Source organism: Streptomyces sp. NPDC086549 (assembly GCF_044746205.1).
Taxonomy (GTDB): domain Bacteria; phylum Actinomycetota; class Actinomycetes; order Streptomycetales; family Streptomycetaceae; genus Streptomyces.
The window spans coordinates 216,835-240,828 of sequence record NZ_JBIVBS010000014.1 but is presented as its reverse complement, the minus strand read 5'-3'; the positions used below and the strand labels follow the sequence as shown (position 1 = coordinate 240,828).

General features: G+C 69.3%; 17 protein-coding genes and 1 pseudogene. 11 read left to right on the top strand and 7 right to left on the bottom strand.

From position 1 onward, the window contains the following. Nucleotides 1-250 precede the first annotated feature (250 nt). Complete coding sequence (locus ACIPSA_RS36280; protein WP_402642540.1) at nt 251-1,198, bottom strand: GlxA family transcriptional regulator; 948 nt, start codon at nt 1,196-1,198, stop codon at nt 251-253. A 288-nt stretch (nt 1,199-1,486) separates the two neighbouring features. On the opposite strand from ACIPSA_RS36280, the gene ACIPSA_RS36275 reads away from it, so the two are divergent. From ACIPSA_RS36275 to ACIPSA_RS36250, 6 genes and pseudogenes are all read left to right on the top strand, one after another. Further along, nucleotides 1,487-2,287 (top strand): alpha/beta fold hydrolase, encoded by an 801-nt coding sequence (locus ACIPSA_RS36275; RefSeq protein ID WP_402642538.1) that lies wholly within the window; start codon nt 1,487-1,489, stop codon nt 2,285-2,287. Between the two features lie 155 nt (nt 2,288-2,442). After that, complete coding sequence (locus tag ACIPSA_RS36270; protein ID WP_402642536.1) at nt 2,443-3,492, top strand: SgcJ/EcaC family oxidoreductase; 1,050 nt, start codon at nt 2,443-2,445, stop codon at nt 3,490-3,492. Nucleotides 3,493-3,666: 174 nt separating this feature from the next. Beyond that, the gene (locus tag ACIPSA_RS36265) at nt 3,667-4,422 is read left to right on the top strand and encodes an MBL fold metallo-hydrolase (RefSeq protein ID WP_402642534.1); all 756 of its coding nucleotides are present in this window, start codon (nt 3,667-3,669) and stop codon (nt 4,420-4,422) included. A 542-nt stretch (nt 4,423-4,964) separates the two neighbouring features. After that, the gene (locus ACIPSA_RS36260) at nt 4,965-5,615 is read left to right on the top strand and encodes a DsbA family protein (protein WP_402642532.1); all 651 of its coding nucleotides are present in this window, start codon (nt 4,965-4,967) and stop codon (nt 5,613-5,615) included. A gap of 37 nt (nt 5,616-5,652) precedes the next feature. Then, nucleotides 5,653-6,465, top strand: a complete 813-nt coding sequence (locus ACIPSA_RS36255) for an MBL fold metallo-hydrolase (protein WP_402642529.1) — start codon at nt 5,653-5,655, stop codon at nt 6,463-6,465. Between the two features lie 31 nt (nt 6,466-6,496). Beyond that, nucleotides 6,497-6,847 (top strand): annotated as a pseudogene (locus ACIPSA_RS36250) (aquaporin); the annotation flags it as partial. 771 nt (nt 6,848-7,618) lie between these two features. Here the strand turns inward: ACIPSA_RS36250 and ACIPSA_RS36245 are convergent. Beyond that, entirely contained in the window at nt 7,619-8,257 is a 639-nt protein-coding gene (locus tag ACIPSA_RS36245) for a TetR/AcrR family transcriptional regulator (RefSeq protein WP_402642527.1), read from the bottom strand. A gap of 207 nt (nt 8,258-8,464) precedes the next feature. Between ACIPSA_RS36245 and ACIPSA_RS36240 the strand changes: the two genes are divergently transcribed. From ACIPSA_RS36240 to ACIPSA_RS36230, 3 genes are all read left to right on the top strand, one after another. Further along, nucleotides 8,465-9,118, top strand: a complete 654-nt coding sequence (locus tag ACIPSA_RS36240) for a nuclear transport factor 2 family protein (protein WP_402642525.1) — start codon at nt 8,465-8,467, stop codon at nt 9,116-9,118. Nucleotides 9,119-9,254: 136 nt separating this feature from the next. Continuing rightward, nucleotides 9,255-9,998, top strand: a complete 744-nt coding sequence (locus ACIPSA_RS36235) for an SDR family oxidoreductase (RefSeq protein WP_402642522.1) — start codon at nt 9,255-9,257, stop codon at nt 9,996-9,998. 192 nt (nt 9,999-10,190) lie between these two features. Further along, the gene (locus ACIPSA_RS36230) at nt 10,191-11,123 is read left to right on the top strand and encodes an LLM class F420-dependent oxidoreductase (protein ID WP_402642520.1); all 933 of its coding nucleotides are present in this window, start codon (nt 10,191-10,193) and stop codon (nt 11,121-11,123) included. Nucleotides 11,124-11,841: 718 nt separating this feature from the next. On the opposite strand, the gene ACIPSA_RS36225 is transcribed toward ACIPSA_RS36230, so the two are convergent. Next, nucleotides 11,842-13,236 carry a hypothetical protein gene (locus ACIPSA_RS36225; RefSeq protein WP_402642518.1) on the bottom strand — a complete coding sequence of 465 codons (1,395 nt, stop codon included), beginning with the start codon at nt 13,234-13,236 and terminating at the stop codon, nt 11,842-11,844. A 1,350-nt stretch (nt 13,237-14,586) separates the two neighbouring features. On the opposite strand from ACIPSA_RS36225, the gene ACIPSA_RS36220 reads away from it, so the two are divergent. Both ACIPSA_RS36220 and ACIPSA_RS36215 read left to right on the top strand, forming a co-directional pair. Further along, nucleotides 14,587-16,764, top strand: coding sequence for an RICIN domain-containing protein (locus ACIPSA_RS36220; protein ID WP_402642724.1), 2,178 nt, complete (start codon nt 14,587-14,589; stop codon nt 16,762-16,764). Nucleotides 16,765-16,863: 99 nt separating this feature from the next. Further along, on the top strand, nt 16,864-17,904 hold the full coding sequence (locus tag ACIPSA_RS36215) for a LacI family DNA-binding transcriptional regulator (RefSeq protein WP_402642516.1): 1,041 nt from the start codon (nt 16,864-16,866) through the stop codon (nt 17,902-17,904). On the opposite strand, the gene ACIPSA_RS36210 is transcribed toward ACIPSA_RS36215, so the two are convergent. The 4 genes from ACIPSA_RS36210 to ACIPSA_RS36195 form a co-directional block, all read right to left on the bottom strand. Further along, the gene (locus ACIPSA_RS36210; RefSeq protein WP_402642513.1) at nt 17,870-20,218 is read right to left on the bottom strand and encodes a glycoside hydrolase family 3 N-terminal domain-containing protein; all 2,349 of its coding nucleotides are present in this window, start codon (nt 20,216-20,218) and stop codon (nt 17,870-17,872) included. The two genes, ACIPSA_RS36215 and ACIPSA_RS36210, sit on opposite strands and share 35 nt — an antisense overlap. Nucleotides 20,219-20,303: 85 nt before the next feature. Next, on the bottom strand, nt 20,304-21,134 hold the full coding sequence (locus tag ACIPSA_RS36205; protein WP_402642511.1) for a carbohydrate ABC transporter permease: 831 nt from the start codon (nt 21,132-21,134) through the stop codon (nt 20,304-20,306). Further along, nucleotides 21,131-21,982: a carbohydrate ABC transporter permease gene (locus tag ACIPSA_RS36200; RefSeq protein ID WP_402642723.1), complete on the bottom strand. Its 852-nt coding sequence runs from the start codon at nt 21,980-21,982 to the stop codon at nt 21,131-21,133. The genes ACIPSA_RS36205 and ACIPSA_RS36200 overlap by 4 nt, the downstream gene beginning before the upstream one ends. Before the next feature lie 98 nt (nt 21,983-22,080). Further along, entirely contained in the window at nt 22,081-23,253 is a 1,173-nt protein-coding gene (locus tag ACIPSA_RS36195; protein ID WP_402642509.1) for an extracellular solute-binding protein, read from the bottom strand. Between the last annotated feature and the right edge of the window lie 741 nt (nt 23,254-23,994).

The following is a 23,994-nucleotide window of genomic DNA, read 5'->3' as shown; positions in this document are numbered from 1 at the left end:
GGGCAAATTGGCGTCGGTTCACCGGACGGCATGAGCCTCGTGGCCTGACCGTGCCCCGCGCTGCGGTCACGCGGATGCCGAGATGCCGAGTTCGGCGAGCAGGCCGCGCACCCGTTGTTCGATGGCGTCCTGGATCGGCCGGACGGCCTCGACGCCCTACCGTGAGGCGATCTTTCTGCCCTGGACACTGCCGGGGCGGACGCGCGCCTGGGTCGACGGACTGTGTGACCGCGCAGTCCGGCCTTCGCTGTCAGGCGGCCTGGTGCTGGAAGGCGCGGCGATAGGCCGTGGGGGTATTGCCGACGGTGTCACGGAAGCGGGCGCGCATGTTGGCGCCGCTGCCGAGTCCGCACCGGACGGCGATCTGCTCCACCTGGAGGTCGGTGGCCTCCAGGAGTTCTCGCGCACGGTTGATGCGGGCGGTCAGGAGCCATTGGTGGGGGCTGACGCCGGTTTCCTGGCGCCATAGGCGGGTCAGGGTGCGTGGGGAGACGCCGGCATGGTCGGCGAGGTGGGGGATGGTGAGGTCTTCTTCGAGGTGGAGCAGGGCCCATTCACGGGTGTCGGCGAGCGTGGTGGCCTGGGGGGTCGGGAGGCTCCTGTTGATGTATTGGGCCTGTCCACCGTCGCGGTGCGGGGCGGCGACGATGTCCCTGGCGATGTCGTTCGCGACGGCTGCGCCGAGGTCTTTGCGGACCAGGTGCAGACACAGGTCGATGCCGGCCGTGAAGCCCGCGGAGGTCAGGATGGTGTCGTTGTCGATGTAGAGGACGTTGCGGTCGACGCGCAGGCGGGGGTAGAGCTCTTCGAGGTCATCCGCGCTGGCCCAATGGGTGGTGACCGTGCGGCCGTCGAGCAGTCCGGCCGAGGCGACGGCGAAGGCGCCGGTGCAGATGGAAGCGATGCGTATCCCGGCGCGGCCGGCGAGCTTGAGAGCAGCCCTCACCCGTGGGCGCGGAGGGCGCCGGAAGTCCTCGAAGCCCGGGACGATGATCGTGTCCGCTTCGGCGAGCGCCTCGAGACCCGCGGTCAGCCCGAGGGTGAAACCGGAGCTCGTGGTCACGGCCTCCTCGGTGTCGCCGCACACGGTGAGCTCGTAGGGGGTGTTCGGACGGGCGTTGAAGATCTGCGTGGGGATCCCCAGATCCATGGGCAGCACGCCGTCGACCGCCAGGACCATGACCCGATGCTTGTTCATGGCCGCAATATTACGTCTGACATCAATGGTGCAGGGAGGGCCAGGGAGTCGCCGTGCCCTGACCCAGGGCTGTTTCCGGGATAAATTCCCTGGTCTAGCCGCTTATCGTGTGACCGGAAAGCAGTGGCTCACCCGAACCGTTCTGGCCCAAAAGATGCGCATGGTGGCAGATGAGCCGTGGCCTGGAAGGGAGGTTCCGGAGCAGGATCGAAGAGCGAGCGCGGGGCAGCCGACTCCACACACCGGTGGAGCGGTCCGAGAGCCCCGGCCGTGGACGAGGAGCCGGCAATGACTTTGCAGAATGTGGTGGGCCGCTTCTTCGACGTGCAGGGCGGCCAGGTGTACGCCCACGTCCGCGAGGGTGACGGCCCGGCGCTGATCTTCCTGCACTACTGGGGAGGCTCACGGCGCACCTGGATCCCGGTGCTGCGGCGTCTGGACCCCGGGCAGGGCTTCGTGGCCTACGACCAGCGTGGATGGGGCGACTCCACGAGCGTGCCGGGACCTTACGACCTGGAGCAGCTCGCGGACGACGCGCAGCGTGTCATCGACGCCCTCGGGCACTCCCGCTACGTGCTCGTCGGGCACTCCATGGGCGGCAAGGTGGCCCAGATACTGGCCGCACGCAAGCCCGCCGGTCTGAAGGGAGTCGTCCTCGTGGCGCCCGCGCCGCCCGCGCCGATCGGGGTGACCGAGCAGGTGCAGGAGACGGTTTCCCACGCCTACGACAGCCAGGAGACGGTTCTGCAGAGCATCGACCTGATGCTGACCAACGGCGGGCTGACTCCCGAGCTGCGTCGGCAGGTGGTCGAGGACAGCCTGCGCGGCGGCGACGAGGCCCGTCTCGAGTGGCCGCGCCAGGGCCTGGTACAGGACGTGTCGGCCGGCGTCTCGGCCATCGCGGTGCCGGTGCTGGTTCTCGCGGGCAGCCACGACAAGGTCGACCCGCCGACCGTGCTCGCCGACCACCTGCTGCCGCTGATCCCGACCGCCACGCTGACCGTCCTGAAGGACACCGGCCACCTCTCGCCCCTTGAGGTGCCCGACCAGGTGGCCGCGCACATCGGCGCGTTCGTCGCCCAGCTGTAAGCGCAGCACTCCTGCCGCACATCCCCCCGTGTGGCGATCGGCTGTCACTCCACACGGCGTGCAGCCGCACCCCCCATACCCGGCACGCGTGAGCGTGCCGCCCGGCCACCGTGCCGATCTGCCCCGGACCGGGGCCCAAAAGAAGGAGACACATCATGACCACCGAAGCAGACCTGTCCGTCTTCGAGCAGCTCGGCCTCCCCGACACGAGCCTCGCCCGGGACACATTCGCCTTTGCGGCACAGGCCACGCCTGCCTTCATTCACGATCACTGCGTCCGCAGCTACGTCTTCGCCCGCGCCCATGCCCAGAACCAGGGTCTGCGCGCCGGTACCGACTACGACGACGAGCTGCTGTTCGTCGCTTGCGTCCTGCACGACTTGGGACTGAGCGAGGAGGGCAGCAACGGCGACCAGCGCTTCGAGGTCGACGGCGCCGACCTCGCAGCGGCATTCCTCCGCGAGCAGGGTGTCGAGGAAGAGCGTATCGCCGTCGCCTGGGACGCCATCGCTCTGCACACCACGGACGGCATCGCGTCACGGAAGGGCACGGAGGTGGCGCTGGCCCACTTGGGTATCGCCACCGACATCCTCGGAATCCAGCGTGAGAGCCTTCCGGCCGGCCTCGCCGACGAAGTGCACGCCCTGCTGCCGCGTCAGGACCTGGCCCACGGGTTCAGCGACCTCATCATCACCCAGGCCGTGGCCAAGCCCCACAAGGCGTCCCCGACGAACTTCATCGGGGACCTGCTGCGTCGCCACCTGCCCTACGGCGCCTATCCCAACTGGTACGACCTGATCGACGCGGCCGGCTGGGGCGACAAGCCGGTCGGCGTCACCGCCCGGCGCCGTGCCGAGACGCCCCAGCAGGTGGGGACCTTGTTCATGGAGTACCTGGAGGCCGGCGACGTCGAGGGTTTGGTGTCGCTCTACGAGCCGGACGCCCACTTCGTACCCACTCCCGGAACCCACCTGGTGGGCACGGACGCCATCCGCACGGCCATGCAGCAGATGGTCGGCAGCGGTGCCCGCCTCAGGCTCGAACCGCGCGAGATCCGACAGGTCGGCGACGTCGCCCTGGTGTCGAACCACGCCACCCTCATCGGAGCCGGACCGGAGCCGGTGGTCTCCACCACCACCGAGATCCTCCGACGCCAGCCGGGCGGCGGCTGGGTCCACGTCGTGGACGACCCGTTCTTCAGCTGATCGCGTCGGGCGGCCTGGGCACGGAAGCACAGGCCGCCCGCCCCTCCGAGGGCTCAGCGGGCATCTGATCAATGTTCAGGATGCTGTGAGGGATGTCCGTTGCGGGCCAACCGCGTCCCCGCCTCATCGCCCGGCGGCCCAGCCACTCCCCCATGCCTGTTGAGGAGTTCCTCAATGTCTCCGACCAAGGTCATCGCCATTCCCGTGCTCGGTCGGCACGCCGTCAATGCTTATCCGCTGCTGGGCAGGCAACCGATCATCGTCGACGCCGGAACACCCGGCAGCGGTCGGCTGATGCACGACCAGGTCGCCTCCCACGGCGTGGACCCCAAGGACGTCCGCCTGATCGTCGTCACCCATGGACACATCGACCACTTCGGCTCCGCCGCAGAACTCAGCCGACTCACCGGCGCACCGATCGCCGGCCACATCGCCGACCTCGGCATCTACCGAGCGGGCCGGGTCAGTGAGCCGTACCTGCCCAATGGGCTGCTCGGGCGGCTCTTCGCCCGCACCTCGATGGTGCGCGAAACCGCCGAGCCGTTCGAACCGGACGTGCTCATCCGTGGCGAGACCCACTTGTCGGACTTCGGTGTCGAGGCCCGCATCATGCCCACTCCGGGCCACACCGCCGGCTCCGTCTCCGTCCTCACCGACGACGGCGACCTGGTGGCCGGAGACCTCGTGGCCACCCCGTTGATGGGCTTCGTCAAGGGGCGACCCGCCAACCCGCCCTTCCACGACGACCGGCTCGCCAACCTGGCGAGCCTGCGCGAGATGCTGGCCCTCGGCCCCACCAAGCTCCACGTCGGCCACGGCACGCCCCTCGACCCCGAGCGGGTGGGCCACTGGGCGGCCGCGGAGCAGCGACGGCTCGACCGCCTCATGGCCCGGGGACACCTGCGCACCAAGGCAGAAGCCGCGGCGTGACCACGGGTCCTCGGACCGGACCGCCAGGTCGGGGCGGGACCTGGCGGTGACTCTGTTCACGCCGACGGGGCCGCCCTGCCCAGTCGGCACCGATGATCCTGACGGGGGTGTACATGGTGGCGCCTCGGGGCCGGGGCCGCCCGGTGAGCGCCGGCCGTCTCTGGAAGATGCCAACCCCCCGACGAGCCGCCGCCATCGGACAGACTGCCCCGACAGATGACCGACATCCCGTCGCGGTCACCTGGGCCACCTCGACTCGCCTTTTCACGCGTTGCGGTCGGACGACTTCGATGTACCCGGGCAGCCGTTCCTGATCAGTCCTGCGGGCGATTGATCCGTCCTGCGAAGGCAGAGAGCCCGGGGCGGGACGGCGGCCGTCTGGCGGGACTTACATCGAGGGGGACTCGCCAGGCTGTCAGGTTTTTCACCATAGAGAGTCGCCTGCGTATCCGGGTGTGCCCGCGTTCTGACCATGGCTTTGAGCGTGTCAGCCCGGCAGAGCCAGGGAGCCGGGTGACGGAATCTGGAAAGGACGATACGTGATGAGCTCCGTGGAGCGCATTCGACTGACCTACGCCTTCGATGCCTACTGCGGCTGGTGCTACGGCTTCGGCCCTGCCCTGCACGAGTTCGCCGCCGCCAACGCGGACCGGATCGAGCTGCGGGTGCTGTCCGGCGGCCTGTTCACCGGCTCGCGCGCCTTGCCGGTGTCGGCCTACCCGCACATCCCGGGCGCCAACGAGCGCATCACCGAGCTGACCGGCATCACTTTCGGCGGCGGCTACCGTGCCGCGCTGGCCCACGGCACGGTCGTGATGGACTCCGCCGATGCTGCCACGGGCCTGGTCGCGCTGCGCAGCCAGCCGGGCGTGAACGCCCTGGATGCCGCCGCCGCGATGCAACGTGCCTGGTACGTCGACGGCCGCAGCCTTTCCGGCGCCGCGGTCTACCGGGACCTCGCCGCCGAGCTGGGGCTGGACGCCGAGGCGGTGGCAGCCGCGTTCGCCTCGCCCGCCGCCCGTGCCGAGGCGGAGGCCGACTTCATCGATGTGCGTCGTCTGAATGTCGACGGCTACCCGACGCTGCTGCTGCACACCGCACACGGCACCGACCATCTGGGCGGCCCGGCCTCCTCGGCCGACATGCTCACCCGCGCCCTGAACCAGCACCTTGCCGCTGCCACGGCCGCCTGAACCCACCCCTCACAACACTTTGAAAGGCGGTACTCCCATGTCGTCCACCCTGACGTACACCGTCCACACCGCCGGCGACACCGGCCTGCACAAGTCGTCCGTCCTGATCACCGGCGAGCGCGAAGCCCTACTGGTCGACGGCCAGTTCACACTGGCCGAGCAGCACCGGGTCCTGGCGGACATCATCGACAGCGGCAAGGAGCTGACCACCGTCGTGGTCACCACCTCCGACCCTGACTACTACTTCGGCCTGGAAGTGATTCGCCAGGCGTTCCCGGAGGTGCGGATCGTCTCCACCGCCACCACCGTGGAGCGGATCAAGAGCAGCTGGGAAGGCAAGCTCAAGACCTGGGCGCACCTGGGCAAGAACCTGCCCACCAAGGTGATCATCCCCGACGTGCTGGACGGGGACCGCGTCAGCATCGAGGGCCACGACTTCGAGCTCCGCGGCGGCCACCCCGACCTGGTCTGGCGCACCGAGTACCTGTGGCAGCCCGAGGACCGCGCGGTCGTGGGCGGGGTTCTGCTCTTCGCCGGCCTGCACGTGTGGACCGCCGACACCCCAACGCCGCGCGAGCGGGCCGCCTGGGCCGAGACGCTCGCCGAGATGGAGCGGCTCGCCCCGCGCTTCGTGGTGGCCGGCCACCGCTCCGCCGACTCCGCCACCGACGCCTCCGTGATCGCCTACACCCGCACCTACCTGGCCGAGTTCGAAGAGGAGCTGGCCAAGAGCGGCAACGACTCCGAGGCGCTGAAGGCCGCGATCCTGGAGCGCCACCCGGACCTGGGCCTGCTGGTGGCCCTGGACCTGGGCACCAAGGTTGCCACCGGCGAGATGACCTGGGGCTGACGATGCTGGCCTCGTCCCGTGTGTCCGCCCGGTGGGCCACGGGCACGGCGTCCGACGGCGGCACCGGTGGAGCCGGCACCGCGAGGCGGTCCGCGACCCCGGGCGGCACGACCGCCAGGGCCGCGGCCGCCGTGGAGTCCTCACTGGCGGCGTGCTGTTCGTCCTGGTCACCGTCGTCCGCTGGGTGATGGCCTCCCCCATCAGCCAGGCCCTGCCGCAACCGCACCTCCAGCTCGCGGCCGTGGCCGTGAGCGTCGGGGCGGCGCTCTCGTGGGCGCTGTCCTGCCCATGGGGCCGTCACTCCGGTGACCACCTCAACCCGGCCGTCACCCTCACCCTGTGGCTGACCGGTGCCTTTCCCGGCCGCCGTGTCCTGCCGTACTTCGCCGCCCAGCGGCGCGCAGGAGGGTCTGCCCGGGGCCGCTCAGGCCGGGGACCCGGGCATCCTCGTCTCCACTCCCCCGAACTGTGCAGCAGATGGTCGAGCTCGGCTGTCTGCCTGAGCCGGGGCTCCGCCCGGCCGACCCGGATCGGCATCGCCCCTCACGATCATCGAGCCCGACCTCTGCCGGATCGTCCAGGCCCAGGCCAAGGACGTGGCAATCCCTGTCCGGCAAGCGGAGCTTGTACGTCGGCGGCGATCAGGTTCCCCGAGCGAGATTCCGGACGGCCTCTTCGCCCGCGACGCGCTGCAATTGGCCCTGACAGGAGTCGTCACCAGTCTCACCGCGTAACAAGCCACACCCGCCGAGTTCGCGCGGCTGATCTGCGGCCACTGGAAGATCGAGAACCGGCTCCACTTCGTCTGCGACACCACCTTCGCCGAGGACGCCTCGAAAGTCCGCACCGACCACGGACCGCAGAACATGGCCACCCTGCAACAGCTTCGCGATCAGCCAGCTCCGCGCGGTGGGCCACACAAACATCGCAGCCGGACTCCTCGAGATGTCCTGCGAACCCTTCCGCCGCCCACTGGACCTCCTCGGCCTCATCTGATCAGCAACGAGCCAAAATCACGAAACGTTGCAACAGCCCTGATCACCGCGGCCCGGCTTTCCCGCGCCGTCGCAGCGGAGTTGGGCGAGGGAGGTGCCACCCGCTCCTTGGCAGGCAGTCGTTTGAGTTGTCTGGATTCCGCTGGCCTTTGGCCCGGTCAGCGGCCGACGGCTGCGTCCCCGCGGAACGCTCCGGCCACCACGGGGACCAGCTGACGCTCGATCTGCTCGGCGGACAGGGCGGCCAACTCGGTGCCGATGGGCGCCAGCGCGAGCCAGTTCAGCAGGCCGGCCGCGCACCGCGTACGGAAGATCAGTTCCTCCTCGTCGACTCCTGGCAGGTTCGGTGCCAGCACCCGGACCGCCCCCCGGCGACTCCGGTCGAACTTGCCGCCCAGCCGGTCCCACCCCTGGGGCGGCTCGATGCCGACGCGCGCCACGGTCCGCATCACGGCCAGGTCCTGTCCGCCGCCCGCCAGTGCGCGCACCATCGGCCGGGCGAACGCCGCCGCCACGTCATGGAGTGTCGCGGTGGAGGGTAGGGAATCGAGCTCCAGGAGTTGCGCGTCCAGATACCGTTCCAGCGCGTGCTCGATCGCGGTGTCGCACAGCGCCTTCAGCGACCCGAAGTGGTAACTCACCGCGGCGACGTTGGCCCCGGCGCGATCTGTGATCTCGCGGAGCGTCACGCCCTCCTGGCCTCGTTGCGCGAGCAACTCCAGGGCGGCCGTCTGCAGCCCGTCGCGCGTGCGCTGACCGGCCTCCCGGCGCAGGTCCGTCTTGTCCACCCGTGTCATGCAATGTACTCAAGCAGATGCTTGAATACATTGTCAACAGTCGCCCCTGACCAGCCATGACGGCTGCGCGAGCACAGAATTCAAACAGTGGCTTGACAGCCTACAGGGCCATTCATAAAGTTAATCGTGCATTTGAATTACTAACAGCGCACGAGAGACCGTTGCGGCGGATCTCGGATCCTGAGAACCAACCTGGAGGAACACCTCATGAAGCTGCTCAGCCCGAAGTCGATCACCGCCGCGATCGCAGTGGCGGTCCTGGGCGGTCTCTCCATCGCCGCTGTGCCGTCACAGGCCGCAAGCCCCGCCCACACCAGGGCGGCGGTCCACAGCAACACGGCCGCCCCGACCCTGACCGCACGCCAACTGGCGAAGCTGCCTCTCACCGACCGCCACCTGACCAAGCACGAGAAGGCCAACCTCGCGGTCGTCCTGCACGATTACTACGTGGCGGAGGGCAGTCACATCGACGTCCCGACGTTCGTCAACAGCTTCACGAAGGACGGCGTCTTCAACGACATGGTCGCCGGCCAGGCCTATCGGGGGAAGGCGCTCGGCAACGTGCTGCCCTACATGAAGGGCCTCTTCTCCAATGTGCACCGTGACCTCAAGCGCATCACCGTGAACGGCGACGTGATCAGCATTGAGCTGTCGATCCAGGGCACGTTCGACGGGCAACTCCCGGCGCCGACGGGCGGCTTCGTCAAGGGGAACGGCCACAAGGTCGACGCGCCGACTGCCGACTTCTGGTACCTGAAGAACGGCAAGGTCAAGACGTTCAACTGCTTCGTCGGGTACTCGAAGATGTACCACGACATGGGCGTGGACTTCGACTGGGCCTCGGCCGTCAACAAGCCCTGACCCGCGCATCAACCACCGAGCTCGACTGCCGGCACGCCGGCGTGAACCGGGCTGTGCGGCTTTCCTCCCAGCAGGTGCAAGACCGTCATTCCCCCCATCCGCTGCCTCTCATCACCAACCCCAGTCGGAGAACCCCTTGAATGCCACAGGCAACACCGTCTTCGTCGCCGGAGCGACGTCCGGCATCGGGCTCGGCCTCGCGCTGCGGCTGCACGCGGCAGGCAACCGGGTCATCGTTTCCGGGCGCCGCGAGGGCAGGCTGGCACGGATCGTCTCGGAGAACCCCGGCGTCGAGTCCGTCGTGCTCGACGTCACCGACCCGGTCGCCGTCCAGGACGCTACCGCGCGACTGCTGCAACGCTTTCCCGACCTCAATGTCCTGGTCGCGATGGCTGGCATGATGCTGCCGGAAGATCTTCACAGCGGTGGTTTCCTTGCCACGGCAGAGGCGACGGTGGCGACCAACCTCCTCGGCCCCATCCGCCTCGTGGCCGCTCTGACCGAACACCTCGCCACCCGGCCTCAGGCGACGATCATGACAGTGTCCTCCGGGCTGGCCTTCGTCCCCCTGCCGATCACCCCGACCTACAACGCCACCAAGGCCGCCATCCACTCCTTCACCGAGAGCCTGCGCGTCCAGCTGGCGGACACTCGCATCGAGGTCCTGGAGCTGGTGCCCCCGGCGGTGCGCACCGCCTTGATGGGGCAGGAGGACTCTGAGACCGCCATGCCCCTCGACGCCTATCTCGATGAGGTCATGAGCATCCTCGGCTCCAACGAGCAACCGGATGAGATCCTCGTCAAGGCGGTCGAACCGGTGAGATTCGCCGAAGCCCGCGGCGAGTACACCGACATGCTGCGCATGCTGTCCAACCACTGACGACTGCGAACCGGTCGACCGGGAGGACGAGTCCTGCCGCGTGGGCCACCTCCTCGTCTCACTGGAGGAACGCATCCGCGAGGATCTGAGACTGACGGATCCGTTCAGGTCAACCTCCGCCGAGTCTCGCCCCAACCCCATCGAGATAGCTTTAACTTGATTGCGCAACCAATTACAGAGGAGCGCACCGGAATGACGACCCGGCTCGGAATCGGTCTCCCGCAGAATCGGCAGTACGACCTCGGCAGGGACGTGCCCGACGTGGCACGCGCCGCCGAGGACATCGGATACGACAGCCTCTGGGTGTACGAACGGGCCCTGTTCCCGGAACCCCAGACCCAGCCCCTGTACGGAGTTCCGGGCCTGCCCTGGCCCGACGCCTACCGGGGCGTGGCCGAGCCGCTGGTCACACTGACGCTCGCGGCGGCGGCCACCGAGCGGGTCGAGCTGGGCACCGCCGTACTGGCGGCACCGCTGCACATCCCCTTCCAGCTGGCCAAGTCCCTGGCGACCCTGGACGCGGCGAGCGGCGGCCGGGTGATCGCGGGCCTCGGCAGCGGCTGGTCCCTCGACGAGTACGCGGCCGCCGGGGTGCGCCCGTTCGAGGAGCGCGGCAAGGTCATGGACGAGGTGTTCGAGGCGTGCCGGGCGGTCTGGGGCCCCGACCCGGTGGTCTACGAGGACGGCCGGATCACGAAGATCGCCTCGGCCGTTGTCGGGCCGAAGCCGGCCCGGCCGATCCCGATCCTGGTGCCTGCCAACACCCCGCGCGCGATGCGCCGGCTCGTCGACCGCGCCGACGGCTGGCTGCCGTACGCCGACGGCCCCGATCAGGTGGCCGCGAGCTGGCGCCGGTTGCAGGATCTCGCCGCCGAGCGGGGCCGCACCCGGCCGCTGCGGACGGTGGTGCGTGTGAACCCTGACTACACCGCCAAACGGTACGAGGGGCCGGACCGCCGGCCCTTCCAGGGCGACGTCGAACAGATCGTCACCGATCTGATGGGGTATGTGGAGATCGGTCTCGACGAGTTCCTGGTCGACCTCTCGTGGGCCGCGCGCGACGCGCAGGAACTGAATGACGTGGCCGCCGAGGTGTACTCGGCGGCCCGTGCGGCAGGCTTCTGACCGGCTCACTCAGTCCTCGGGGAGTCCGACCGGCACGGTCTCGTCGTAGAGGTGCCCGGGCCCGGGTTGGCCGGGCCGGTTGCTCCGCCGAAGTGGTGCATGACGCCCCGGACCGCGTGCAGCGCGGTCCGGACGGCGCCCGCCGGGCGGGATGATGCTGTTTACCCGCTGGTGACTTGCGCGAAGTCCGCCGCGTTCGCGCACATCGACCAGCCCCACGCCCGCCAGGCCCTCCAAGTCGTGCGTCGGAGAAAGGACCTGGGGACCGGCAGACTCACGAGCGGGTCTACCCGGTCACCAGCCTGGAACCTGGTGAAGCCACCGGAGCCCAGATCGTCTCCTGGATCCGCGGCCACTGGGACATCGAAGCCCTGCACCGCGTCCGAGACGTGGCGCTCGGCGAGGATGCCGCCCGGCTGCGAACCCGCTTCGCACACCGCGCCATGGCGATGTGGCGCGACCTTGCCATCGGTGCCCTCTGCCTCGCCGCGAAGATCGGCATCGCCACCGACCTGCGGCGGCTCAACGCCCCAGCCGGTTCTAAGGTGAACGGGGGGCAGCAGGACGTCGGGGGACGGCATCCAGTGACTGGCGTGCACGACGTCCGTGCCCCAAGCCGGCCGGGCAACGGGAGCCGGCCGGTGCGAACGCCTCCGTCGACGACGCGACAGTCGTCCCCGACGGCGGCCGACGCCCCTCGCGTATCCCTCCGGAGGTGTCAGTTCAGGGCCTTGACGAGGCGTTCGATCCGCGCCGCGACCTTCTCGGCGGTGCCCTCGACGTAGAAGCCGTCCCGTGCCTCGTAGGTGAAGTTGTCGTAGTTCCAGCGGTCGGGCATGTTCTTGGCGGCTCCCTCGAACATCGACATGACGAAGGTGCTGGCGAACGGGGACGCCTTGCGGATGGCGTTCGCCGTGCTGGTGGACAGTTCCGGCTCCACGCCGGCGAACACGCCCTTGCCGACCTGGAAGATCCAGATCGGCACCTCGACGGTGTCGGTGGGGGTGTAGGTCGCGGTCTTCACCGGGCCCGTGGGATGGTCGGTCTCCATCTCGGTGGTGGTGACGTCGTCGGTGAGCAGACGCAGCGTGACGTCCTTGCCGCTCTCGTACCTGGTGATGGCCTGGGACACCCGCACGATCTCGTTGCCCAGGCGCTCGCCCTGCGCGGTCAGCAGTGCGAAGCCGGCGTCGTGCAGGTCGACGCCGTAGGTCCACGCCCCGCTCTTGTCGATCGTGTACCGCTTCGAGCGGTAGGCCGGGAACTGGTCGCCGCAGGCGCCGACGAGCCAGAAACCGATGGCGCCGGGGTACTCGCTCTCCACGTGCGCGGTGGCGGCGCCGGCCAGGTCGGCGGTGATCGGCAGGCTGCCGTCGCTCATGACGGAGTCCTGCATCACACAGGACTGCGCGTTGTAGTTGGTCAGGACGGCGATCGGGTTGCCGTCGAGATCGTTGAACCGGGCGACGTACACGCCGTGGTCCGAGGTGCCCTGCTCGTTGACGCCCAGCCAGTAGCCGTCCGCGGTCAGTGCGTTGCGGTTGACGTTGACGTCGGCCTCACCGCGGCCGTAGCCGACCTGGGCGTCCTGAAGGTTCCTGACCGCGTCGGCGACCGCGCTCTTGGTGGCGGTGACAATGTTCTGCACGTACGTCGCCGCACCCGCCGACGAGCTGCTGTCCGCGACGTGCGGGGCGGAGAAGCAGTGCGTGACGGTGACCATGATGTTCGCCGCTGCGATGCCGCTGGCCGCGGTGATGGCCTCGCGCATCAGCCCGATCGCCTCGGCACTGATCGAGGTGAGGTCCAGCACGGCCAGGGCGACACGGCGGGAGCCGGACTCGACCAGCAGGATCCACCCCCGCGCATACAAGTCGTCGTGCACCGAGGTGAAGTTGTCCAGGGGCAGGATCGAGGCACTGGGCGTGAACGCGGCCTTGCCGGCGCCCACCTTCAGCCCGGTCGCCGGCTTCGTGGCCGCCCCGGCCGTCGTCGCGCTGCCCACGACGGCCGTGGCCGCCACCGCGAGGGTCGTCGCCGCGACGAACGAGCGGCGGCTCACGTCCCCGGAAAAGCCGGCTTCGTCCATCTCGTTCTCGTTTCGCTCAGACATCGCAGTCCTCCGCAGGAAAAAGACAGGCCCGTAACCGACTGTCGGCGCTTTCGGCCGATTGGCTCGGCGTGCGCCGGCAGCGGTGCCATAACACCGAGGAAGCATCACAGCGGTTCCAGGAAACAGCAATTCGCGGGACGCAAGCTCAGCTTTCACAGCAGGTATCGACGGCTTGATTTCGTAGGGAGCCTTCTCGTCATGGTCGGCAGGAACACCGGTCGGACGCACGCCGACAACCCACCCGATCGCATCACACGGAATACAGCGCAAACTCACAGGATGAATTCACAGTTTCCGCAGACTGTCGGATGCCTTGACGACCCGAGCCCTGAGAAGCGGCACTACGGCGATCCATGTCACCGATATCGCCGATCCGGGCGACGGAGGTGCCGCCGAGGTGCCGCGCACCTCGGCCGTCCCCGCCAGGGCCGCGGCCGTTCCCGTTGCCGTTCCCGTTCCCGTTCCCGTCGGGAGCGTCGCCACGGATTCCCGCGTACGGCTCGACGGCGCCGTCGACGCAGGCACCCCTGGATGTCCCCGTCGGACTCGGGGCGTGCCGCCCGCGGCCAGGTCGCTTCCCGTGAAGCCCACCGTCCGTCATGAAGTCTGGAATTCGCACCAGGAGTGGCTGGTCCCGGCGGGACGACGGCAGGCCGGATCAGGCCGGCCGCGGCCAGGAGGGCCGGTCCCCGGAGCGAAGCCCATGGCCTGGAAAGAGGAGCGAAACCCGTGGTCCGGAAGCCGGAGCGAAACCCATGACCTGGAAAAGGGAGGACAAGGGATTGGTCTCGTGCTCTCTCGGTCCTCATGGTCCGGTTGCCGGCCGGGCGATGACGAGTTCACCGGCGACATACTGCCCGGCCGGGCGGAGGGCGAGCTGCGGATCGCTTTCCGCGTAGATCGTCCGCTGCGGGCGCACCAGTGCACCGATCGGGCACGGAGAAGGACACGGCAACCGGAGGCGGCTTCACCGGCGAACTCGTCATGGCCCGGCAGGACGACGCGTTTCCGCCCGGCCCCGCTCGACGGCCGGTCAGCACGCTGACGCCGCCCCGGCAGCACGGCAGCCCTCCCGGAACCGGCCCCGGCTCCGCCGGGCGGATCCGGAGCGAACCGGCCTCGGTCTGCACGGAGATCTCGTGTGCACCCTCGGCAGCCGACGCCGGCCCGCGGCACCCCGCGGCACACGCGGTTGCCGCGTCAAGACCCGGTCACAGCCCGTACGCGAAACACTTTCGGAAACCTGCCCGTGACACGCCGCTGCCGCATCCCAATACTGTCCTCACATTTGCGTCCCGCCCATTCCCGCCAGAGGAACCGCCCAAAGGAACCGATTTGATGCGTACGTTGATGCAAAAGGTGCTCGGGGCAGCAGCAGCCACAGGCATCGGTGTTGCATTCACCATCGCCGCCGCGACGGGTGCGTCGGCATATCAGCCGAGCCCCGCGAACCTCTATACGGCGACGAATTCCGCTGCCTGCAACAAGAGTCCCTGCGTGCTCTACCCGAAGTCGGCCCAGTTGGCGAGCGGGCGCATCGTGGCGACCTTCGAGGACAGCGAGACCGCTCCGGTGGGGCAGACGATGCCCATCTACAAGAGCGACGACTACGGCACGACCTGGGCGAAGCTCGCCGATGTCAAAGCGCCCGCCTACCTGTCCACCGACTCCGCGTACGCGAAGTTCACGAGCAATTGGACGAACCCGTATCTCTATGTTCTTCCGCAGAACGTCGGGAATCTGAGCGCAGGCACGCTCCTTCTCGCGAGCATCGTGTCGGGGGACGACTACTACTACCAGGAGCAGAAGGCGGCGAATTCCAGCTGGACGCCGACCAGCGACGGCGACCGCAAGAACGTGGCGCTGGCCCTGTACTCCAGCACCGATGACGGGGCGACCTGGAGTTTCCAGAACATCATCGCCGTCGGTGGCTGGCAGGGCGGTAGCGCGGGCAACCTCGGCCGCACCGCGACCGCCAACACCTACAAGCAGGTCGACCCGGTGTGGGAGCCGCATCTGCTGGCCCACAACGGACAGTTGATCGCCTACTACTCCGACGAGAACGACTACACGGGCTACAACACGAGCACCGGAGCCCCGACCCTCGACCCCGCCAACGACACGGCGACGGACTCCGGCGGCCAGGTCCTCATGCACCGGACCTGGGGCGGCACCAGCACGTCGTCCTGGAGCAGTCCGGTCGTCGACGTTCCCGGCTCGACCGTGGACATGGGAGGCGGCAAGACGGAGATCGGCGGCGGACGCCCCGGTATGACGACCGTCGCGCCCACCACCGACGGCAAGTGGATCATGACGTATGAGTACTGGGGCGGCGGGACGAACGTCCGGTACCGGATCGCGGACGACCCGCTGAAGTTCTACGCGGGCACGGACGCGGCGATCACCTCATTGCCAGTGCCCTCAGGGGGCAACACGCTGTCGACGGGCGGCAGTCCGGTACTCCTCCCGATGCCCGACGGACGGATCGTCTACAACGCGGCCGGCAGCGGGAGCGTATGGGTGAACGAGTCGGGGCTGAGCACCGGCACCTGGAAGCAGTACCAGACGCCGATCGCCGCCGGGTACAGCCGCGACCTCCAGTACGTCGACGGGACCGGACGCGTGCTGGTCCTCCAGGCGTCCTGGAGCGGCACGAGCGTCGGCCCCGTGAAGTACGCCGAGGTCGATCTCGGCCGGTCCGACGGCGCCTACTACACCCTCGTCAACCGACTGACCGGTCAGGCACTCGCCCCCGCTTCCGGCAAGACGCAGGACGCCAACCTCACCGGCAACGTCCCCGACCTGGTCACGAGCGCCGTGAGCGCCTCGGACGACACCCAGCGCTGGCACACCACGGCCAAGGGCTCCGACATCACCCTGCTCAACAAGGCCGGCGGCCGCGCGGTCGCCATCTGGACCGGAAGTGCGACGGCCGGACAGAAGCTGGCCCAGTGGGTCGACGACGGCGCCACCGACAAGCGATGGACCCTGGTCTCCTCCTCGACCAGCGGCTACTACAAGCTCCGCTCGGTGCTCAACACGGGCCTCTACATGACGGGCGCGACCGCGGGCGGCTCCGTCACCGTGGCCGCGTCGACCTCCGACGGCTCGCAGGACTGGCAGCTGGTCCAGGACCCGCTCCCCACGGACTCGACGTTCACACTGAAGGGCGGCTACTCCGGCCGCTGCCTCGACGTCCCGAACGGCCAGACCGGTGTCCAGGTGCAGATCTACGACTGCTCGGGCAACGCCAACCAGAGCATCACCCAGACCACCGCGGGCGAGCTGCGGGTCTCCGGGAAGTGCCTGGCCGCGAACGGCGACGGCACCACGGCGGGCACCCAGCTGATCCTGTGGGCCTGCAACGGCAAGAGCAGCCAGAAGTGGTCGTTCCGTCTGGACAAGACCATCGTCAACCGATCCAACGGACTGGTCATCGACGTCACCAACTGGGGCACGTCCAACGGTTCGAAGGTCGAGCTGTGGACCGGCCTGGGCAACGCCACCCAACAGTGGAGCAGAGGTTAGTGGTCGCATCAGCGGGTGCCGGAGGCTTGTCTGCCGGCGCCCGCTGCTGTTGGCTTGCGAAGGAGTGCCAGGTCAGGGGCCGGTGGGAGAACGAGGGCAGTGACCGTTCAGGACAAGGGACAGCTGGACGCGCAGTACGGCGTGCTGACGAGCATCGCCCAAGAGGCGGGCGTGTCGCTCAGCACGGTGTCCAAGGTGGTGCACCGGCGCCGCGACGTGGGCGCGAAGACCCGGACCCGGATCGAGGAGCTGCTGGAGCGGTACGGGTACGTCCGCCCGTGGGACCAGGAGACCCCGGCGTCACAGCAGATCATCGCGGTCTTCCGGGACCTGTCGGGCCCGTACACGCTGGAGGTGGTGCGCGGGATCGTGGACGCCGCCGGCGAGCTCGGCGTCAACGTGGTGACCGGGACCACGAACCGGCGATCCATAGCCCAGTGGCTTGAGGAATGCGTGGCGCTCGGTGCCGCCGGGCTGGTCATCGTGATCTCGATGCTGTCCGAGGAGGACCAGCGGCGGATCGTCGAGCAGCATCTCCCGGTGGTGCTGGTGGACCCGCTGAGTGCGCCGTCGGCCGACATCCCGAGCATCGGTGTCACCAACTGGAGCGGCGCCCGGGAGGCCGTGCAGCATCTCCTCGGCCTCGGCCACACCCGTATCGGCATGGTCGCGGGCCGCTCCCACTCGCTGGCCGGCTCGGCGCGGCTGCACGGCTACCGGGCCGCGCTGGAGGAGGCCGGGATCGACTACGACCCGGCGATCGTGCGCTCCACCGACTTCGACTACGACGAGGCGCTCAGCGCAAGCCGGCACATCCTGCGCGGCGAGCGCCCCCCGACTGCGATCTTCGCGGCCAGCGACGCGCAGGCGCTGGGCGTGCTGGAGGCCGCCCGGCAGCACGGACTGCGTGTGCCGGACGGCCTGGCGGTGATGTCCTTCGACGACACCCTGGTGGCGGCGATGGCGTCCCCGCCGCTCAGCGCGGTGCGCCAGCCGTTCGAGGAGCTGGGGCGCGAGGCGACCCGGGTGCTGCTGGCGGTGGCCGAGGGCCGCCCGCCCGCCTCCCCCCGCATCGAACTCGCAACGGAGCTGGTCCTGCGGACCTCTACGTCCGCGCCACCGGCACTCCGTGATGCCTGATGACCGTCGCATCACGCTGCTCACCGACCAGTTGAACGCTCAGTACGTTCGGTGTGGCACGGCTGGAGGAACCCGCGTACAACAGGATCTCGCCCGGCTCGACGATCCGGTGGCCGTCCAGGCCGGTGAAGGCCAGGCGGTCGGTGTGGACGTCGAAGCGGACGGTCGTCTCCTCCCCCGGTTCCAGCGGCACCTTGGCGTACGCCAGCAGTGCCCGCACCGGCCGGGTGACCTGGGCGACCGGGTCGGTGTAGTACAGCTGGACCGTCTCGGCACCGGGCACGGCACCGGTGTTCCGGACCCGCACCGAGACCGTGAACCGGCCGTCGGTGGGCACCAGTTCACGATCGACCGCCAGCCCGTCGATCTCGAACGTCGTGTACGACAGTCCGTGGCCGAAGGGGAACGCGGGCGTCGGATCCAGGTTGGACAGCCAGCTCTGCCGGTCGCCCAGTGGTGGGTGGAGGTAGGTGTACGGCTGTCCGGCGGGCGAGTTGGGGATCTGGACCGGCAGCCTGCCGCTGAAGTTCGCGGAGCCGGAGAGGAGTCCGGCGACCGCGCGACCGCCCTCCTCCCCCGGCAGGAAGACCTGCACCATGGCCGCCGCATCGGCCACGAACCGCCCCACGGCGTACGGCCGCCCGCTGCTGACCACCAGCACCACCGGCCGGCCCGTCGCGAGCACCGCCTCGACCAGTTCCTCCTGTACGCCAGGGAGCCGAAGGTCCTCCACGTCGCAGCCCTCGCCGGAGGTGCCGATGCCGAACATGCCGGCCTTGTCACCTACGACCAGGACGGTCATGTCGGCGGCGCGACTCGCCTCCACCGCAGCCGGAATGGCCGATCCATCCTCCTCGCGGATCGGGCAGCCTTGCGCGAACGCCCAGTCCACGCCGGGCAGTTCGGCGGCGAGCGCAGCGCGCAGCGACAGCGCTTCCACCCCGTTGCCGAGGTCGTCGCGGTCGGCGAGGACGTGGTTGGGGAAGCTGTAGCAGCCGAACATCGTGCGGACGTCGTCGGCGCACGGGCCGATCAGGGCGATCCGGCCGACGGAGGGGAGGGGCAGGCCGCCGGAGTTGGACAGCAGTACCGCGCTCGACTGAGCGACGGCGTGGGCGAGTTGCCGGTTCACCGGCTTGTCCAGCTCCAGTTCACCGGCGCGCAGGGCGGGCGGCTCGGGGCTCCAGTCGGGGTCGAGGAGCCCGAGCGCGACCTTCTGCCGCAGCACCCGGCGCACGGCCCGGTCGACCTCGGCCTCGGTGACCTCGGAGCACCGTACCGCCTCGACCAGGGCCGGGCCGAAGCCGCGCTGGTCCGGCAGTTCGACGTCCAGTCCCGCCGCCAGGCCCAGCGCTCCGGCGGCCGACAGATCGGCCGCCACCCGGTGCGCTGTCACCAGGAACGGCAGCGACCAGTAGTCGGAGACGACGGTTCCCTCGAAGCCCCACTGCTCGCGCAGCACGCCGGTCAGCAGCCGGCGGCTCGCGGCGGGGGCCTCGCCGTCGATCTCGGCGTAGGAGTTCATCACCGAGCCCACGCCGGCGGCGACGGCCCTCTCGAAGGGCGGCAGGATGACATCGGTGAGCTCGCGCCGGCCCATGCCCACGGGGGCATGGTTACGGCCTCCCATGGAGGCCGAGTAGCCGGCGAAGTGCTTGAGGGTGGCGTACACCCCGGCACTCTGCAGGCCCAGGACGTACGCCTCGCCCATCTCACCGGCCAGGTACGGGTCTTCGCCGTACGTCTCCTCGCAGCGGCCCCAGCGGTAGTCGCGGATGACGTCGACGACCGGGGCGAGGCCCTGGTGGACTCCGGCCGCGGCCATGTCGGCGCCGATGGCGGCGCCGACCCGGCGGATCAGGGCGGGGTCGAAGGTGGCCGCCATACCGAGCGAGGTGGGGTAGATGGTGGCGCCATAGGCGGTGAAGCCGGTGAGGCACTCGTCGTGGGCCATCGCCGGGATGGCGAAGCGGCTCTGCGCGATGATCTGCCGCTGGCGCTCGGCCAGCAGACGGGCGTGTTCCAGGGCGGGGCGGGGCAGCGTCCCGTAGGGGCGGGTGAGCTGACCGAGGCCGTGCCGGGCGGTCTCGTCGAGGTCGCCGACCCGGCCGAACAGGTTGGTGCCGGGGGCGACTTCGGGGCCGGCCGGCTCGACGTCCTCCCAAGCGCTGCCGAGCTGGGCGACCTTCTCCTCCAGGGTGAGCCTCGCCAACAGTGCCTCGACGCGTTCCTCGACCGGGCGGGCGGGGTCGGACCAGGGGCGTTCGTCGTCCGCCGGGGAGAGATCGGCGTGGTCCGGCGTGGTGGTCGTCATACACGACTCCTCGTGGGGGTTGTTCAGGGCATGCCGAGGGAGGCCGGCGGCCTCGTCGCCCCGGCCGACTCCCTTTCGGCGTCCGCTACTTGGAGAATCCGGCGGTCAGTCCGGCGACCAACTGGCGCCTGGCGAGGACGAACACGACCAGCATGGGAAGGGTGGAGAGGACGACCGCGGCCATGGTCGCGGGCACGTTGATGCCGAACTGGCCGCGGTAGAGCGTGAGGGCCAGGGGCAGGACGGCCTTGTCGCCGCTCTGGGTGAGGATCAGCGGGAAGAGGAAGCCGTTCCAGACCTGCAGGCCGTCGTAGACCGCGACCGTCACCAGTGCGGGGCGGGCCATCGGTGCCGCGAGGGAGAACAGCATGCGCCAGTCGCCTGCGCCGTCGACGACCATCGCCTCGAACAGCGAACGCGGCACGTCGCGCAGGAAGCTGACCAGGATCATCACGGTGACCGGCAGCGCGAACGCCGCCGACGGCAGCACGATCGCGAGCAGGCTGTCGTACATGTGAAGCCGGATGATCAGCAGATAGACCGGGATGATCACCGCTTGCAGGGGGATCGCCAGGCCCAGGAGGTAGAGGCGGAAGGAGAGGCGGGACCAGGGATTGGTGTAGCGGACGATGGAGAAGGCCGCCATCAGCGCGACGACCACGGTGATCGCGACCGCCGCCGCGGTGACCACGACGCTGTTGAGCAGGTAGGTCGTGAAGTCGCCGGCCAGGACGGTCCGGTAGTTGTCCAGGGTGGGATGGCCGGGAAGGGCGAGCGGGCTGTCGGTGGTGAAGTCACCCCTGCCCCGGAGGCTGGTCACGACCAGCCAGTAGACGGGTACGACGACGAGTGCGGTCCACAGGAGCGTGGCACCGCCGGTGACGGTGCGGCGCAGGGTCGTGACGACGGTGCTCACAGGCCCTCCTGCTGGCTGTCCATCCGGGTGAAGCCGGACAGTCGGGTGGTGAGCAGCGACAGCGCGAGGCCGAAGACCACCAGAAGCGTCGCGATCGCGCTGGCCCGGCCCATGTCGTGCTCCTGGAAACCCGTGATGTACATGGCCAGCGGCAGCACGCGGGTCGCGGTGCCGGGGCCGCCGGTGCCTCCGGAGAGGACGTAGATCAGATCGAAGTAGGTGAGCGAGCCGACCAGCATGAGCGTGCTCGACGTGACGAAGGTGTACTTCAGCTGCGGGAGGGTGATGCGGAGGAAGCGGGTCATGGGTCCGGCGCCGTCGATCGCGGCCGCCTCGTACAGGGAGACCGGGATCTGCCGCATCCCGGCCTGGTAGAGCAGCGCGTGGAACGGCGTGAACTGCCAGGCGATCACGAAGATGACGGTGTAGAGGGCGAGGTCGGGCGAACCGAGCAGGGGCTGGGCCAGCCAGTGCAGCCCGGGCGTGGCGCCGATACCGAAGGACGGGTCCAGCAGGGCCTGCCAGGTCAGGCCGATCGCCACGGCGGACAGCAGCAGGGGCAGGAACCAGAGCACGGCGAACAGCGCCCGCAGCCGTCCCCGGGGGGCCTGGAAGACACCGAGTGCCAGGGCCAGCGGAGTCTGCGCCAGCCAGCTCACCACCATCACCTTGACGGTGAGCCACACCGCCTGCCAGGTGGTGCCGTCCGTCAGGACCGTCGTCCAGTTGGCGAAACCGGTCCACCCCAGGGAGCCCAGACCGTCCCAGCGGGCGAGGCTGAGCCCCACCGCGCCGACCAGCGGGACCAGGGCGAACAGGCCGAACAGGAGCAGGGCGGGCGCGGCCATCAGCAGACCGCTGAAACGGCGGCGGCGCCCACCACGGGCCGTGCCCGGCCGCGCCCTGTGGGACACGGCCGGACGCGACGTACGAACCACGGTGGCCATTACTTCGCCGCCTTGCTCATGTTCGTTCCGAACTCCTCCGGCTTGATCTGCCGCAGGAACGACTTGTCCACGTTCGTCAGCAGCGGGTCGGCCTGGTCCGAGGGCAGGGCCTGGTCCCAGGAGAGCTGGAAGGTCGGTGAGTTCTGCACCAGCTTGTAGACGAAGGTCAGCCAGGCCTTGTCGTCCGACTTCGCGGACGCCAGCTTCGAGTCCAGCCCGTTGACCGGCGGCACGCTGCCGGCCGCGAGGTAGGCGTCGATCTGGTCATCGTTCATGACGTAGTTCTTGAGGTAGGTGAGCGCGGCGGACTTGTGCTTGCTCGCCGAGTTCAGCGACAGGAAGTTGGAGGGGTTGCCGGCGATGCTCTTCGGGTCGCCCTTTCCGCCCGACAGGGACGGGAACGCGACGTAGCCGAGGTCCTTCTTCACGAAGTCCGGCGCGGCCTTGACCAGGTTGGCGTACTCCCAGGTGCCCATCAGCTCCATGCCGGCCTTGCCGGTGTAGAGCAGGGCGGTGGAGGCGCCCTGGTCATAGTTGACGGAGGAGGCGTTGTCGCCGAAGGCACCGGCCTTCGCGAGTTCCTGGAGGCGGGTGTTGGCGGCGGTGACCGCCGGGTCCTTCCAGCCGGCGGGGTCACCGGAGGCGATCCGGTCGAACACCGTGGAGCCGCCCTCGCGGTCCAGCAGGTACTCCAGGTACATGAGCGTCGGCCACTTGGAGTTGGCGGCGAGGGATATCGGGGTGACGCCGTCGCCCTTCAGCTTCTTCACCGCCGCGAGCAGGTCGTCGTACGTCTTCGGGGGTTGGACCCCCGCGTCCTTCAGGACCTTCTTGTTGTAGTAGAGGACGACCGGTGCGAGGCCGTTGGCCGGGACGCCGTAGACCTGGCTGTCGAAGGTGGCGCTCTTCAGCACGCTGGGGGTGAACCGCAGCAGGTCCACCTGGGCGTCGGTGACGGCGTCCACCTTGTGTGCCTCGACATAGTCGTCCAGCGCGCCGCCGCCCCAGCTGAAGAAGAGGTCCGGGGCCTGGTTCGCGCCAAAGGCCACGCGCAGCTTCTGCTTGTAGTCGTCGTTGGCGAACAGCCGGAGGGTGATCTTCTGGTCCGGGTGGTCCTTGTTGTAGGCGTCCACGGACTCCTTGAGGATCGTCTGGTCCGTCAGCGCCCACATGGTCAGGCCCTTGGACGAGGACCCCGAGGCCGAGCCGGCAGGCCCCGAGGTCCCGCACGCGGCAAGGCTCAGGGCCGCCGTCAGGGTGACCGCGACACCGATACCGCGCCGCGTTCTCGTAGTGCTCGCGCACCCCATTCCGGGTCCAGGGAATCTGCGCATTGTCTGCCTCTCGTCTCTCGGCGTGCCGTACTCATACGCCAGGCAGTTGAGCGGCCTGTACGAAACCCTTTCGCACGCCATCACCGCGGACTGCCTGCCTGCTGGACCGGGACACTGGCACGGAATTCACAGCCGGGACAAGGAGGGGAAATTCCTTGGTTACGAAACACTTTCGCGCAGAGGTCCGGCCACAGAAGCACCCTCCGACCAGGCGGTACCGTGCCGGCCGCGGAGGGGGGATCAGTACCGCAGCCAGCCAGGATCGGGGGCCCACCAGTCGACATTCCGTCGGCCGGTAGGGCAGCCCGGCGGATTCCGCTGCGCCGGATGCCTGCTCACCCGGATCGCGGCCGACACCACTGAGCCGTCCGGTGCGGCGGCCGGTCGTTCCGCGCGCCAGCGGTCTTGCCGCGCCGGTCAGTCGCGGCAGGCGTCGACGCCGTCCGGTCCCGCGCGCCGCCCGTCATCGCCGAGGTCCGGCCCCCGTCCCGGGGCCGGACCACGGCGATGACGGGCGGCGCCCGACGACCCAAGACCCGGGGCGGCCCGGCGGCACCTCACCTCACGTCAACCGGGACC